Here is a 15639-nt window from a genome sequence, read left to right on the forward strand (position 1 = left end):
CAGCCGCCTACTTGCGGCCGTATTTCTGCAGGCGCAGACGCAATGCATTGAGCTTAATGAAGCCTTGGGCATCGCGCTGGTCATAGGCGCCGGCGTCGTCTTCGAAGGTCACATGCTGCAGCGAATAGAGTGACTTTGCCGATTTGCGGCCGACCACGGTGGCGTTGCCCTTATAGAGCTTCAGGCGCACCGTTCCTTCGACATGTTCTTGGCTTTTGTCGATGAGAGCCTGCAGCATCTCGCGTTCGGGGGCGAACCAGAAGCCGTTATAGATGAGCTCGGCATAGCGCGGCATGATCTCGTCCTTGAGATGCGCCGCACCGCGATCCAGCGTGATGCTTTCGATGCCGCGATGGGCGGCATGGAGGATGGTGCCGCCGGGCGTTTCATAGACGCCGCGCGACTTCATGCCGACAAAGCGGTTCTCGACCAGATCCAGGCGGCCGATGCCGTTGGCCTTGCCGAGCGCGTTGAGCTTGGTGAGCAGTGTCGCCGGGCTGAGCCTCTCGCCATCGATTGAAATCGCATCGCCCTTCAGGAAGCCGATCTCGATATAGGTCGGCTTGTCGGGTGCCGCTTCCGGCGAGATGGTGCGCTGGTAGACCATCTCATCGGGCTCCTGCCACGGATCTTCCAGCACTTTGCCCTCGGAGGAGGAGTGCAGCAGATTGGCATCGACCGAGAACGGCGCTTCGCCGCGCTTGTCCTTGGCGACCGGAATCTGGTGCTTCTCGGCATATTCGATGAGCTTGGTGCGGGACGTCAGGTCCCATTCGCGCCACGGCGCGATCACCTTGATCTCCGGGTTGAGAGCGTAATAGCCGATCTCGAAGCGTACCTGGTCATTGCCCTTGCCGGTGGCGCCATGGGCCACCGCATCGGCACCGGTCAACTTCGCGATCTCGATCTGGCGCTTGGCGATGAGCGGCCGCGCGATCGAGGTGCCGAGCAGGTATTGACCTTCATAGAGCGCATTGGCGCGGAACATCGGGAAGACGAAGTCACGGGTGAATTCCTCGCGCAGATCCTCGATGAAGATCTCCTTGATACCCAGCATCTCGGCCTTCTTGCGCGCCGGCTCCAGCTCCTCGCCTTGCCCCAGATCCGCCGTGAAGGTCACCACCTCGCATCGGTAGGTGTCCTGCAGCCATTTCAGAATGACCGACGTATCGAGACCGCCGGAATAGGCCAGGACCACCTTCTTGATATCGCGCGACATGAACCACCTTGCATGACGGAAAAAAGCGGGCGGAACCTAGGGGAAATGGGCGTTAGTGGCAAGGGCGGGCGGTGCCGCAGGGGGACGGGATTGACTCGTCACTTACAGCCCCCCTCCTGCCTCCCCCCTGAAGGTGGGAGGTTTAGAACGAGGTATTGGCGCAAGCTCAATGCAAAACCCTCCCACCTTCAGGGGGAGGGCTGGGAGGGGGGCGGAAGCGATGGCTCTCTCTAAGCGACCCTACTGCGCGCCGTTCAACACACGCTTGGCCGCCTGGTATTCAAAGACATGGGTCGCCCCGGTCGCCAGGGCGTTGCGGAAATGGGCTGTGGCGCCCGCCGCATCACCTTTCAGGCGGGCATAACGGCCGACATGATATTCGGCGGCGCAGATCGCCTCCGCACGGACGTTTTGCGGCTGACTTTCCGCCAAATGCAGCACCGCGGCAGCATCGGCCCGGCCGAGATAAAGCTCGGCCAGCACCCGCGGCCAGGGTGGCAGTTGCTGGGCTTTGGCGAGATAGGCCGCAAGCGCCTCCGCGCGGGTGTCATTGAGGCCGGCGGCCGCCACTTGGCGCCAGAGTTGCGCGCCGAAATGGCGCGGCTCGATGGTGGCCGTGGCGTCAAAGTCCTTGAGCGCTGCAGCATCGTCGCCCGCAAGCTCGGCTGACAGGCCGCGCATGAAAAGCGCCGTCAAATTGTCCGGCTCGGCCTTCAGCACCCCGTCACAGGCAGTCCGATCGAAGGACAGGCAGGCGTCCAAGCCCGGATTCTGGGCAAAAGCCGGTACGGATATGCCCAGAAACGCTATTCCCGAGAAAAGAAGGCCAAGGCACTGAATTTGTTTCCGCCGGGCAATCTGGATACGAAACATGCGTTTGGCCCCGATTGTTAATGTTTTTCGGCAGGTTCTACTGGGCAAACGTTAACGCAGCCACGCCAAACTGCGCAATGTTGCTAATTTCCTTCAGGTTTTCGTAATATTTAAGCGTGTATTGTGCCGTTACATGTCGCTTGTCAGCCGCGCGAGGACGGGATGCGGATGGCGGCTGGGGCCTTGATTGTGGTCCACCGTTCGTCACCCACCGTACCTTTAGTGAGCCAGACTTCAGCGCGCATGTTCAGGCGCCCTGCCCGTTCTGACCAGAGCGGGCGCCTCACAATCGATTGCTTGGCGCCGACCCGCAGCCCCGGATCGATGCCAAGTGCTCCCGGCGGGCCATCGAGTTTGCACACTCCCCCCATAGTGCAGATGGCCTGCCGGGCGCCCCTCTTCCCCTTGATCCTGGTTCCGACAGCTACTGGATCTGCTTCAGGCGCCAACCGGCATCGACGGCTTCGGGCAGGCTGCGATCGGCCTTGGCTGCCGCTGCGAAGTGATCGCGTGCGGCTTTGGTATCTTTCCTCAGCAGCGCCGCTTCACCGAGATAGTAGTGCGCCTCGGCTTCGAGCCGTCTTGCCACGTTCTTGTTGCTGACCTCGGTCGCGGACAGCAGGTCCTTTTCCGGCATTTGACCGGCGAGGGTCGCGAGCACCGGCATCGGCCACTTCTCCGGCGGAATTTTTGCGATGATGTCGGTGAGGATCTTTGCATCGGCCTTGCCCTTGGGCGCCAAGCCCAGCGCCAGATAGCGGCGCAGGCTGGCGTAAGGGTTGTCGGTGCGCTGGGTCTCGGCCTGCTGGAAATCCTTGGCGGCCGCCGCCAAATCACCCTTCAGGAACATCGCCCGGCCGCGATTATAGAAGGCCGCCGCCGCCTTCGGGTCCTGCTTCGCTATGGTGCCGAAATCGGCCGCCGCTTCCAGGAACTTGCCGAGCCGCAGATAGAGCCCGCCGCGATCCATCAAGGCATCGACATCGCCCTTGGCTTGCGCCAGCAGCGCCGTGAGGTCCTCGACCGCCAGCGCATCGCGCCCCAGCGCCGCCCGCGACCAGGCGCGTTGATACAACGAATCCGGATCACCCGGCACCAGCGTCAGCAACGTGTCGTAATCGGCGATTGCCAGATCGTACCGCTTCATGGCGCTGTAAAGCGTGGCGCGGGCATAGAGCACGTCGGTCGCCTTGGGCGTCAGTTTCAGTGCTGCAGAGAGATCATTGGCAGCGGCCGGCATCTCCGCGCGCTGGCTCTGCATGAGCCCACGGCGGAAAAGAGCCGCAGCCAGAGCCTCGCCCTGCAGCTGGCGGCTTTCGATGGCGGTGGTGCAAGCGACCACCACCGATTGGGTATCACCCGGCTTCAAGCAAGCGTAGAGCAATGGATTGGTCGGCTTGGGCTGAGCCTTGGGTTGTTGGCCGGAATCCTGGGCGACAGCCATACCCATCATGCCGATCGCCAGCCAAGCAGCGATCAACCCACGCGCGATGCAATGCACTTAGGCCGCCTCGCCCGCTGCAGGATTCGCGCGGTCCTTGTCGGAGCGGCGCTGCTTGACGCTGTCGCTCTTCAACTGGCCGCACGCCGCCATGATGTCTTCGCCACGCGGCGTGCGTACGGGACTGGAATAGCCCGCATCGAAAACGATGTCGGAGAAATCGCGGATGGCTGCCGGCGTCGAGCGCTCGAAGGGCGCGCCCGGCCATGGATTGAACGGAATCAGATTGACCTTGGCCGGCACCTTCGAGATCAGCTTCACCAGCGCCCGCGCATCGGCCGGGCTGTCATTGACGCCCTTCAGCATGACGTATTCAAACGTGATGCGCCGCGCATTGGAGAGGCCCGGATAATTCTCCAGCGCCGCCATCAATTCCTTGATCGGGTACTTCTTGTTGATCGGCACGATTTCGTTGCGCAGTTCGTCATTGACGGCATGCAGCGAGATGGCAAGGTTGACGCCGAGCTCGGCACCGCAGCGCTCGATCATCGGCACGACGCCGGCGGTCGACAGGGTGATGCGGCGCTTCGAGATGGCAATACCTTCGCCATCCATGACAATCTTCAAGGCCTTCGCCACCTGATCGAAATTATAGAGCGGCTCGCCCATCCCCATCATGACGATGTTGGAGAGCATGCGCCCATCCGGCGGGCTCGGCCATTCGCCCAAGTGATCGCGCGCCATCATCACCTGGCCGACGATCTCATTGGCGGTCAGGTTGCGCACCAGGCGCTGGGTGCCGGTATGGCAGAACTTGCAGGTGAGCGTGCAGCCGACCTGCGAGGAAACGCAGAGTGTCCCGCGATCCTCTTCCGGGATATGGACCGTCTCGGCCTTCTGATGGTCGTTGAACTCCAGCAGCCATTTGTGGGTGCCGTCCTTCGAGGCGAGGCTCACCGCGATATCCGGGCGGCCGACGAAGAACTTCTCGTCGAGGCGGACACGGAAGTCCTTCGAGAGATTGCTCATCTTCGCAAAGTCGCGCTCGCCGCGGTGATAGAGCCAATGCCACAGCTGGCGGGCGCGGAATTTCGGCTCGCCCACATCTCCCATCAGCGCTTCCAGTTCCGCGCGCGACAGACCGATAAGGTCGCGGCGCCCCTGTGCGTCGACGGCCGGGGCGGCGAAGGATTCGGCGTGCTTCTCGATGCTCATCTGGTCTTCTCGATCTGGCTGGCTGGTGCAGGCTTTAGCTCGTGCAGGCCTTGCTCATGGTCTGGTAGGCCTTGGTGAAACCGGAAAGGTCATAGGTGTCCTGGACCTTGAGGCCCTTCGACGTCGTCGCCGTCACCACCATCTGGTTGGATTTGCGCATCGCCTGGACCAACGCCTTGTCGTCGGCGCGGCTTTTGACCCAGGCGCGATCATCGGCAACCTCGGTGAACTTGAAGGTGAAGCCGCCGATCTTGACGATGACCGGCGACTTCGCCTGCGGCTCAAACCCCAGCACGATGGAGACCTGGTCGAGCGCGCCGATCTCGGGGAAATGCGTCACCAGCGCCGCTGACTTGCCGCGGTTCTTCACATTGCCCTGCCGGTCGGTGGGCTGGCTCATCGCGTAGCAGGAGCGGTTGCCATCGGCCTCGGCGGTCATCGCCTGCCATTTCTTGAAGGCGCCCAGGCTCTTCGGGGTATCCGCAGCCAAAGCGGGCGAGAGGGTCGCCGCCATGAGGGCAAACGGCAAGAGCAGGCGTCCGGCAAGAGTGAGGCAATCAAGGCGCATGGACTGTCTTTCGCGGGTTCACAGGGAAATCGGGCGCAAGGGCGCTTCAATCGGCGCGCGGGCACTGCCATCATCTAGCAAGGATCGGCGCCGAAATCCACTCCCCGGCCGCCGAAAAGCCTGTGGATCAATCAGAATTGTGCTGTTTTTTCAGCTGCTTCTGCTTCCACACGGGTAATCCGCGCTTATGTGCCGCAAGCGGCTTCGCCGGTCCGCCCACCCGGACCGGGCGCTCGGCAAAGCGGCCGAGGCTGATCATGCGATCATACATCACGATGGCGCCGGCCACCGACACGTTGACGCAGAACCGCGTCGGGATCTTGATGATGAAATCGCAGCGCGCCTGCATCTCGGGCGAGAGCGAATCCTTCTCCGCCCCCAACACATAGATGGCCGCCGGCGGATGCGTGAAACTGGGCAGGTCGATCGCATCCTCGGTGATCTCGATGCCGACGATGCGGGCGCCCAAAGGCTGCTGGAAAGCCGCCAGATCCTCGTAAATCTGCACCGGCATGGAATCGAAGGCGACGGAGGTGTCGGAGGCCAGCACGTCCCGCACATTGAAGCGGGCGCCGATGGTGAAGCAGAAACTGGCGTGGAAGGCATGGGCGGTGCGCAGCACGGCGCCCAGATTCATCGGCTTCGAGATACCCTCGACGCCGATGGCGAAATAGCCGCGATTGACGGGATTCTGGCTCATGATGGGCCGGAACCTACCCAACAGGGGCGAAAAAGGCCAGCTATCCCGCACCTTGGGTTTTATTGCGCGCAGCGAAGGCGAGGCCCGCCAGGACCGTGATGCCACCAGCCAGCGCAAAGCCGCCAGGTGCTTCAGATAAAAGGAAAAAAGCAATAAGCGTGGCAATGACTGGCTGGGCATAGCCCAGGATGGCGGCGACACTGGCGGCGACTTTGGTGAGGCCTTTGTTGACCAGGAAATAGCCGGCAAAGGTGATGAGGCCGTAAAGCGCCATGAAGCCCGTCTGCCGGAGATCGGCCGGGCTGCCATGGGCTTCCCAGATGGTCATGGGCAGGCAGAAGAGGCCGGCACTGAGCAATTCCCAGAAGGTCACCGCCTGGATGTCCTGGTCACGGCAAAGGCGCGCGGTGATGACGAGGCAGCCGGCATAAAAAAACGCCGCCGTGAGCGCAAGGAGGTTGCCGGTGACGCTGGAATGGCCCGTCCCGAATGAGCCGAAACCGGGTCCTACCGTCATCAAAATCACGCCGGAAAAGGCGATGAGGCCGCCCGCGATCCACTGCCAGCGCAGGCGCTGTTTCAGGAACAATATCTCGATCGCCGCCACCAGGAGGGGGTAGAGCATGACCAGAAGCGCCGCTTCCATCACGGTCGTCGTCATGATGGCGATGTTCCACAGCACCAGATCGGCGGCCAGCAGGAAGCCCGCAAAAACCACCCATAACAAAACCTTGGGCGCCAAGACGACGCGCGCCCGGGCAAACAGCAGCGACAGGATGGCCGCCACCAGCAGCCGCCAGCAGGCGGTCGAGCCGGGGTCGAGCGGCGACAGGCGCACCAGGATGGGGCTGAAACCGGAGAGCAAAATGCCCAAACCAAGGGCCAGATGGGCGGGATGCATGCTGTAACCATTGAAAGTCTGTTTGGCGGTTACAATGCCGCGTGCTACTGTAACCAGTCAATTGAGTTTTAGTGGTTACAGCTGTGAGCCAGATCGACAGCCCAAACGTTATTCCCCCATTCGCCAGCCCACTGCCGGCACGGGTTCCGAAGTCGGAATTCGTGGCCGGGCGGCTCAGCCTCGCCTTCTGCAACACGGTGGCGCTGCCCGATGCCGCCGACCGGCTGGGGGATGCGGCCGCCTTGATGGGCTGGGCAGACCGCGCTGGGTTCAAGGCATTCGCCCCACCGGCGCCGGACGTTTTTACCGGCTTGCTGGAAGTGCGCGAAATCCTGCGCGTCATCTTCACGGCGCTCGCCACCGGTCGCGCACCCGATGCCGCGGCGCTCGACCGCCTGGCCGCGCTGGCGCCGCCGCTGCACCTTTCCTGGAACGACGCCGAGAACCGCGCCGAGCCGCAGCCACAAGATCTCGACCCGCTTGGCAGCTTGAGGGACGCAATCGTCCGAGATGCCATCGCCCTGCTGACCGGGCCCGATGTCATCCGCATCAAGCAATGCCCGGCCGAGGATTGCCGCTGGTTCTTCTTCGACACCAGCAAGAACGGCAAGCGCCGCTGGTGCGCGATGTCGGATTGCGGCGTGAAGGCCAAGGTCAACCGCTATCGCGGTCGGCACATGGCGGCCTTCTAGGGGCGGTTGCCAGAAGGCGGCCTTCGGCGCATTCTCCCCCACCAAAAATGCCGACAAAAATAGCCGCCGCAACAGAGTACCTGCCCCATGAACGATCACAGCCATACCCACGACCATCCGCACCCGCGCGCACAGCCGCACGCACATGCCGACCTGCCGCAAGGCGACAGCCCGATCCTGGTCGAGGTGTGGCGCGGCAATCTGGTGGAAAGCCGGCACCGGGCGATTGCGGCGGTGGTCGATGCCCATGGCCGCGTGGTGAAATCCTGGGGCGATATCGACCGCCCGATCTATGGCCGCTCCTCGATCAAGCCGTTGCTCGCCATCCCGCTGGTGGAATCCGGTGCCGCCGACCGCTATAGCCTCAGCGAGAAAGAGATTGCCCTGGCCTGTGCGTCGCATAGCGGCGAGCCGGGCCATGTCGAGGCCGTGAATGCATGGCTGGGCAAGATCGGCCTCACGGCAGACAACCTCGAATGCGGTGCGCATTATCCTTATTACGAGCCCGCCATGCACGACATGCTGCGAGGTGGTGTCACCCCGACGCGCGCCCACAACAATTGTTCCGGCAAGCATACCGGGTTTCTCAGCACCGCTGTGCATCTGGGCGAAGCACCTAAGGGCTATATCCAATACGAGCACAAGGTCCAGCAGCGCCTGGTTGGCATTCTGGAGCAGATGTGCGGCACCGATTTGACCGGTGTCCCGCGCGGCATCGACGGCTGCGGCATTCCCACCATCGCCTTTCCGGTGGGCCACCATGCGCTTGGCATGGCGCAAATGGCGGATCCACATCATCTGCCGCCCGCACGGGCCGCCGCTTGCAGCCGCATCCTCACCGCGATGTCGCATGAGCCGTGGTATGTGGCGGGGACGACGCGCTTTTGCACCGACATCATGCAAGTGACCGGCACCAAGGCCGCGATCAAGACCGGCGCCGAGGGCGTCTATATGGGCGCCTTCCCGGAACTGGGCCTCGGCTTCTGCCTGAAGATCGAGGACGGCAACGGCCGCGGCGCCGAAGTCGTCATGGGCCAGTTGCTGCGCCATTTCGACATCATCGATGCGGATCAAGCGGAGCAGTTGAAACAGTCTTTGAACCCCACGCTCAAAAACTGGGCGGGGACAGCCGTTGGCAAGATCACGCCAGCCCCTTTGCTGCACGAGACGGCACCGTTTTAAGCAGCGACCGATTCCAGCCGACCCACCCCCTCTCGCCGACAGCGCGCTCCCATCTCCTCAATCGCCTGGACTGCGGACCTTCGGCTCGCGGGACCAGAGACGGTGTTGCTTGGCGGCGGCGATGAACGCCTTCAATCCCGCTCCGCCTTCGATATCGACGACCGCTTCGTCGACCTCAATGCCGGCCTTGGTGAGGAGCGGTGCAGCCGCGGCGTTGTGGCCGATGGCCTTGAGATGCCCGAACGCATCGCGCAGCCAGTCTATGGCGGCAGCTTCTCTGAGCAGCCCCGCGACACCGTCCTTTGAGGGAATGGCGATCACCGCATCGAACACGACCGAAGGCGCCGCGTATAGCGCGTGGTCGATCGGAAGTTCGGCGCCGTCATCGCCGCTTACACCGCTGACGCGCGGGCCAACGAGTTCGACCTTTGCGCCCTCCTTCATCGCCGCCTTGTAGATGGCAGCGATGAGGGCCGCCGATGAACCCTCGGTCACCAACACGCCTACTTTCCGGCCCTTGATGGTTTGCGGCGCCTTGGCGAGGAGGCTGAGGGCCGGCGACGGCTTCAGAGTCTTCGGTTCGGCAAAGGCACGGACCAGGGCGGGATCGATCTCCATGCCGAGTGCTTCTGCAACCTTGGCACCAAGGTCCTTATGAACAATGTTGAGATGCGCAAGCATGCGCGCGCGGATCGCCGGGCGCGAGACCTTGCCCAGTTCGAAGGCGAAGGCGCCAACAATATGGTCCTGCTCCGGCTTGGTCTGCGACAGGAAGAACTGCCGGGCTTGACTGTAGTGGTCGCCAAAGCTCTCGGCGCGCCCCCGCACCTTATCGCTTTGCACGACGGGATAGGGATCGGGATGGCTGACGAAACCATCTGTCGGCGATTCCCGCGGCGCCTCCGGGTCCAGTGAATTGGGCTCGTAGTTCACCTGGCCCTTGGGGACCTGCATCTGCATGTGGCCGTCGCGCTGCAGATTGCGGAACGGGCATTTGGGCTGATTGATCGGAATCTGGTGGAAGTTTGGCCCGCCAAGACGGATGAGCTGGGTGTCGAGATAGGAGAAGAGCCGTCCCTGCAGCAGCGGGTCGTTGCTGAAATCGATGCCGGGAACCACATGTCCGGGATGAAACGCGACCTGCTCGGTCTCGGCAAAGAAGTTGTCGGGGTTGCGGTTGAGCGTCATCTTGCCCACGACCTGCAGCGGCACCAGTTCTTCAGGGATGAGCTTGGTGGCATCCAGCACGTCGAAATCGAAACTGTCGGCGAACTTCTCGTCGAAGACCTGGAAGGCCAGTTCATATTCCGGGAAGTTGCCGGCATCGATCGCTTCCCACAAATCGCGCCGGTGGAAGTCGTAATCGGCGCCGCCGAGCTTCACCGCTTCATCCCAGACCAGGGAAAAGCTGCCATTGAGCGGCCGCCAGTGGAATTTGACAAAGCTCGCCTTTCCCTTCGCGTCGATCAAACGGAAGGTGTGAACGCCGAAACCTTCCATCATCCGATAGGAGCGCGGGATGGCGCGGTCAGACATGACCCAGGTCAGCATATGCATGCTTTCGGGCATCAGGGAGACGAAGTCCCAGAACGTGTCATGGGCGGATGCCGCCTGCGGAAAGCCGCGATCAGGTTCCATCTTCACCGAATGCACTAGATCGGGGAACTTCATCGCATCCTGGATGAAGAAGACGGGGATGTTGTTGCCGACGAGATCGAAATTGCCTTCCGAGGTATAGAATTTGACCGCAAAGCCACGCACATCGCGCGCGGTGTCGATCGACCCGGCGCCGCCCGCCACGGTCGAGAAGCGCACGAAAACGGGCGTCTTCACCTTCGGGTCTTGCAGAAAGGCAGCCTTGGTCACATGGCCCTGTGATTGATAGACCTGGAAGGTGCCGTGCGCGCCCGAGCCGCGTGCATGCACGATGCGCTCCGGAATGCGCTCATGGTCAAAATGCGTGATCTTCTCGCGCAGGATGAAATCTTCGAGCAGGCTGGGTCCGCGGTCACCTTGGCGCAATGAGTTCTGATTGTCGGAGATCACCGTGCCTTGGTTGCTGGTGAGGCGCGAATTGGACCCAGCAGCGCGTTGATGCGTTTCGCCACCCTGGCCGATTGAGCCGCGCAAGGCATCCGCATCGCCTTTGGCGCCGAAGGCTTTCGGTTTTGCCGATGCAGTCTTAGCAGACGGCTTCGCGGCTGCATTCTTCGAAGTCTTGCTGGGGGCCATGGGCGGGCATCCTTGCTTTTATGGAACTGTTCTAATCTTCACTCGCGCAACCCGCTGGCGCGGCGCCCGTTCCGGCGCAGGCGCTATTCGGAGATAGATGCGATGAGCGACATGTTGCGGCGCAAGAAAGTTTGCGGTCGCTCGCCCCAGGTGGCGGTGACATGATGCCAGCCAAAACTGCCCCAAGGAGAGATCAGATGAAGTCGAGCTATCGGCAAGGATCGATCGGCAATCGCAAACTCAGCCCAGAAACCTTGATGACGAGCTACGGCTACGACCCCTTCCTGTCGGAGGGTTCGGTGAAGCCGCCCGTCTTTCTCACCTCGACCTTCGCGTTCAAATCGGCCGAGGACGGGAAGGATTTCTTTGATTACGTTTCCGGCCGCCGCGTGCCCCCCAATGCCCAGGACGCCGGCCTCGTCTATTCGCGCTTCAACCACCCCAATCTGCAGATCGTCGAAGAACGTCTCGCCGTGCTTGAGGGCGGGGAAGGCGCGTTGATGTTTGCCAGCGGCATGGCTGCGATCACGGCGGCGATTCTCGCTTTCGCACGCCCCGGCGACACCATCATCCACAGCCAACCGCTTTACGGCGGCACGGAAACCTTGCTGGTGGGGACGCTGGCGCCCTTCGGCTTGAAGGCGCAGGGTTTCATGGATGGGCTGCATGAAGCAGCGGTGATGGATGCGGTGAAACGCAGCGAGGGTACCAAAGTGCCCATCATCTATGTCGAAAGCCCGGCCAATCCCACCTGCGGCATCGTCGATTTCGAACTGATGACGCGGGCCGCTGACGTGATCGAGAAGCGGCAGGGCTCGCGACCGCTGATCGTCGTCGACAACACCATGCTGGGGCCGATTTTCCAGCAACCCCTGCAATTCGGCGCAGATATCATCGTCTATTCGCTGACCAAGTATGTCGGTGGGCATAGCGATCTGGTGGCCGGTGCCGTGATCGGCAGCACCGCCAATCTCGGCCCCATCCGCAAGATCCGCTCGGCCTTCGGCATGCAACTCGATCCGCATTCCAGCTGGATGCTGGGGCGGTCGCTGGAGACCTTGCATCTGCGCATGGAACGCGCCAGCAACTCAGCGGCCGAGATCGCGCGCTATTTGAGCACGCACCCCAAGGTGGTTGCGGTCTATCACCCGGATTTCATCAAGGACGCGGCCTATCAGCGCGCCTACAAGAAATCGGCACAAGCCGGGGGGTCGACCTTTTCCTTCACGCTGAAGAGCGGCGAGGCCGGCGCCTTCCGGTTCCTGAACGATTTACATCTCTTCACGCTGGCCGTCAGTCTCGGCGGCACGGAATCGCTCATCTCGCACCCAGCCTCGACAACGCATTCAGGTGTCGCCAAGGAAATCCGCGACAAGGTCGGCGTCACCGATGCGCTGGTGCGCGTGTCAGTGGGGTTGGAAAACCCGCAGGACCTGATTGCGGATCTGGAGGGTGCGCTGGAGAAGGTGTGAGTGGAAGTCGAGGACAGACTTAATTGTCATGCCCCGGCTTGGCCGGGGCATGACAATCAGAATAACGGCGAAACGACAGCCTCAGTGATTGTCGCGCGGCAGGCCTTTGGATTGGGCGATGCGCTGGTACTTCACGGCGGGCTTCAACACCATGCCTTCGTTGAGCTGATCGACGATCCCGCGCTGGATTTCCTGCCAGGGGGTCTGATGCTCGGGGAAGGGATAGCCGCCGGCTTTCTTGAGCGCGTCGCGACGCGCCTGCAGTTCGGCCGGCTCAACCAGCATGTTGACCTCGCCGGTGTTGAGATCGACGCGGATCTTGTCGCCGGTTTTGAGGATGGCAAGGCCACCGCCAACGGCCGCTTCGGGTGCTGCATTGAGGATCGAGGGCGAACCCGAGGTACCGGATTGACGGCCATCGCCGATGCAGGGCAGCGATGAGATGCCCTGCTTGATGAGATAAGCGGGCGGGCGCATGTTGACGACCTCGGCCGCACCCGGATAACCGACCGGGCCGACACCGCGGATAACCAGGACCGACTGCGCGTCGATCTTCATCGCCGGATCGTCGATGCGGTGATGATAATCTTCCGGCCCGTCGAACACGATTGCGGTGCCGACGAAGGCGTCCTTGTCCTTCGGATCCGAGAGATAGCGTTGGCGGAATTCCTCCGAGATGACGCTGATCTTCATGATGGCGCTGTCGAAGATATTGCCCTTCAAGACGACGAAACCGGCCTTGTCGACCATCGGGTTCTTGAAGGTCTTGATGACCTTGTCGTCCTCGATGGTGGCGTTGCGGCAATTCTCGCCGATGGTCTTGCCGTTGACGGTGAGCGCGTCCTCGTCGATGAGGCCCTCATTCATCAGCTGCTTCACCACGGCCGGCACGCCGCCGGCATGGTGATAGTCTTCGCCCAGATACTCGCCGGCCGGCTGCAGGTTGACGAGCAGCGGAATGTCGCGCCCGAGATCCTGCCATTCCTGCACCGTCACTTCGACGCCCATATGCTTGGCAATCGCGTTGATGTGAATGGGCGCATTGGTCGAGCCGCCGATCGCCGAGTTGACCCGGATGGCGTTGCGAAAGGCCTTCTTGGTGAGGATGTCGGAGGGCTTCAAATCCTCGCGCACCATTTCGACGATGCGCTTGCCGGTCTCATAGGCCATCTGCTGACGCTCACGGTACGGCGCCGGAATGGCGGCCGAACCGGGGAGCTGCATGCCCAAGGCTTCGGCCAGCGAGTTCATCGTCGTCGCCGTGCCCATCGTGTTGCAATAGCCGGTCGAGGGGGCCGAGGACGCCACCAACTCGATGAAGCCCTGATAATCGATCTCGCCCGCCGCCAGCAATTGCCGCGCTTTCCAGACGATGGTGCCGGAACCCGTGCGCTCGCCCTTGTACCAGCCGTTCAGCATGGGCCCCACGGAGAAAGCGATGGCCGGCAAATTCACCGTCGCCGCCGCCATGAGGCAGGCGGGCGTCGTCTTGTCGCAGCCGATGGTGAGGATGACGCCGTCCAGCGGATAGCCATAGAGCACCTCGACGAGACCGAGATAGGCCAGGTTGCGGTCGAGCGACGCGGTCGGGCGCTTGCCGGTTTCCTGGATCGGGTGCACCGGGAATTCGATGGGGATCCCGCCCGCGGTACGGATGCCGTCGCGCAGGCGTTCGGCCAGGACCAGGTGATGGCGGTTGCAGGGCGAGAGATCGGAACCCGTCTGGGCGATGCCGATGATCGGCTTGCCCGATTGCAGTTCTTCGCGCGTGAACCCGTAGTTCAGATAGCGCTCGAGATAGAGCGCCGTCATGTCGGCGTTGTCTGGATTGTCGAACCAGGCGCGGGAGCGCATCTTGCGGCCGCTCTCGGCGGGAGCGTGCTGGCCGGGGGTGTGATCTCGCGATGGCATGGGGCTACTCCTTGGCAGGCCTGTCGACGGGGACAACCTGTCGACTGGGTTCTATCAGATATGTTTTGCCGCGCTTAAGCGGCATGTGAGTCATGCCCGGCAATCGCGGGTCGCTCCATTCGCACTTGCAGCATTATCGGCCGCCAGACGCGTCACCAGGACGCAGCGGCAGGATGAGCGCTAGGGCGAAACTGAGCGCGCCAGTTTGATCGCAACCAGGGCACCGTATGCATCGCATAGCGCCGTCGTTTTTGGAAGGCATATTATAATACAATATGGCCAAAACGGCTGGCCTGAACGCTTGTCCTGCGGTGACTGCAAGGCATTTTCATCAGGCCGGCTTGGCGCCGCTACCTTGCTGCAGCAGCAAGGCTCGGTTCTTGCGCCCGTCTTCGATCACGGCCGTCATGGCAGCCGCAGCGGCGGTCGCGTCGCCCTTGGCGATGGCCTCGACAATGGCGGCATGGTCCTCGGTCGAATGCGAGAGGCGCGTCTGGTCAGCCACGGGTGCCGAATCGACAAAGCTTGCCATCAAGGCCGCCTCGATGATGGCGCCCACGGAACGCATGAAGGGATTGCCAGAAGCCGCGGCGATTTCGAGATGCAGCGCCAGATCCACTTCGGCGAATGTCGAGCGGGTATGGCCGGGCTGGCGGAATTCGTCAATGAGAGCGCGCATGCGCGCAAGGCTTTCGTCGCTGCGGCGCAATGCCGCCAGGGCGCTTGCCGCCGGTTCGACGGCGAGGCGGATTTCATAAAGGCTGTTGAGAAATCTGAGATCCATGCCGAGATCGATGCGCCAGCCAAGGAGATCGGAATCGAACATGTTCCAATCGACCTGGGCACGCACCTTGGTGCCGACGCGCGTCTTGGAGACGACGAGCCCTTTGGCGGCCAGCGTCTTCAGCACTTCGCGCAACACCGTGCGCGAGATGCCGAACTGGGCCATCAGGTCGGCCTCGGCCGGCAGCAGGGCACCTTCCGGATAGTCGCCGCGCAGGATGGCGACACCCATGGCGCGGACGATCTGTTCCTGGCCCATGCGGGCGCCGGCCGTCCGCGTCGCGGTGGTCCGGATCGGCCGATATCTGTTCTGCGCCACGATCATCACATGCTCCCCCTCGCACCCTCGGAACCATGTGCCGACAGGTAAACAAGAATTCTATGCAGCAGGATGTAGGCGAACAAGGGCGGCGCGGCCACATTTTTCGTTCCGCCCGGCCTGCGGCAAGG

The 15639-nt window shown here is 62.4% G+C and carries 13 protein-coding genes; 3 read left to right on the forward strand and 10 right to left on the reverse strand.

The features are described from left to right. Positions 1-7: 7 nt before the first annotated feature. The 7 genes from SMD31_RS08265 to SMD31_RS08295 all read right to left on the reverse strand — a co-directional run bounded on the left by SMD31_RS08265 (position 8) and on the right by SMD31_RS08295 (position 6917). Entirely contained in the window at positions 8-1219 is a 1212-nt protein-coding gene (locus SMD31_RS08265) for an argininosuccinate synthase (protein ID WP_320500338.1), read from the reverse strand. Positions 1220-1459: 240 nt separating this feature from the next. After that, positions 1460-1981 carry a hypothetical protein gene (locus SMD31_RS08270; RefSeq protein WP_320500339.1) on the reverse strand — a complete coding sequence of 174 codons (522 nt, stop codon included), beginning with the start codon at positions 1979-1981 and terminating at the stop codon, positions 1460-1462. A gap of 535 nt (positions 1982-2516) precedes the next feature. Further along, positions 2517-3545, reverse strand: coding sequence for a tetratricopeptide repeat protein (locus SMD31_RS08275; RefSeq protein WP_320500340.1), 1029 nt, complete (start codon positions 3543-3545; stop codon positions 2517-2519). Positions 3546-3593: 48 nt separating this feature from the next. Then, positions 3594-4748 (reverse strand): 23S rRNA (adenine(2503)-C(2))-methyltransferase RlmN, encoded by a 1155-nt coding sequence (gene rlmN, locus SMD31_RS08280; protein ID WP_320500341.1) that lies wholly within the window; start codon positions 4746-4748, stop codon positions 3594-3596. A 34-nt stretch (positions 4749-4782) separates the two neighbouring features. Further along, on the reverse strand, positions 4783-5316 hold the full coding sequence (locus SMD31_RS08285; RefSeq protein ID WP_320500342.1) for an invasion associated locus B family protein: 534 nt from the start codon (positions 5314-5316) through the stop codon (positions 4783-4785). Between the two features lie 127 nt (positions 5317-5443). Further along, a complete protein-coding gene (locus SMD31_RS08290) occupies positions 5444-6016 on the reverse strand; it encodes an RNA methyltransferase (RefSeq protein WP_320500343.1) in 573 nt (190 codons plus the stop codon). Between the two features lie 40 nt (positions 6017-6056). Beyond that, positions 6057-6917, reverse strand: a complete 861-nt coding sequence (locus tag SMD31_RS08295; protein WP_320500344.1) for a DMT family transporter — start codon at positions 6915-6917, stop codon at positions 6057-6059. A gap of 83 nt (positions 6918-7000) precedes the next feature. Here SMD31_RS08295 and SMD31_RS08300 point away from each other — a divergent pair, with 83 nt between their 5' ends. Continuing rightward, positions 7001-7609, forward strand: a complete 609-nt coding sequence (locus SMD31_RS08300; protein WP_320500345.1) for a CGNR zinc finger domain-containing protein — start codon at positions 7001-7003, stop codon at positions 7607-7609. Positions 7610-7696: 87 nt separating this feature from the next. After that, on the forward strand, positions 7697-8791 hold the full coding sequence (locus SMD31_RS08305; RefSeq protein ID WP_320500346.1) for an asparaginase: 1095 nt from the start codon (positions 7697-7699) through the stop codon (positions 8789-8791). A 57-nt stretch (positions 8792-8848) separates the two neighbouring features. Here SMD31_RS08305 and SMD31_RS08310 read toward each other — a convergent pair whose 3' ends face one another. Then, positions 8849-11023 (reverse strand): catalase, encoded by a 2175-nt coding sequence (locus SMD31_RS08310; RefSeq protein WP_320500347.1) that lies wholly within the window; start codon positions 11021-11023, stop codon positions 8849-8851. A 197-nt stretch (positions 11024-11220) separates the two neighbouring features. On the opposite strand from SMD31_RS08310, the gene SMD31_RS08315 reads away from it, so the two are divergent. After that, positions 11221-12495 (forward strand): cystathionine gamma-synthase family protein, encoded by a 1275-nt coding sequence (locus SMD31_RS08315; RefSeq protein WP_320500348.1) that lies wholly within the window; start codon positions 11221-11223, stop codon positions 12493-12495. Positions 12496-12576: 81 nt separating this feature from the next. Here SMD31_RS08315 and SMD31_RS08320 read toward each other — a convergent pair whose 3' ends face one another. Next, positions 12577-14406 (reverse strand): IlvD/Edd family dehydratase, encoded by a 1830-nt coding sequence (locus tag SMD31_RS08320; RefSeq protein ID WP_320500349.1) that lies wholly within the window; start codon positions 14404-14406, stop codon positions 12577-12579. A 331-nt stretch (positions 14407-14737) separates the two neighbouring features. Then, entirely contained in the window at positions 14738-15508 is a 771-nt protein-coding gene (locus SMD31_RS08325) for a FadR/GntR family transcriptional regulator (RefSeq protein ID WP_320500350.1), read from the reverse strand. Positions 15509-15639 lie beyond the last annotated feature (131 nt).

The organism is Dongia rigui, from assembly GCF_034044635.1.
In the GTDB taxonomy this organism is placed as follows: Bacteria; Pseudomonadota; Alphaproteobacteria; order Dongiales; family Dongiaceae; genus Dongia; species Dongia rigui.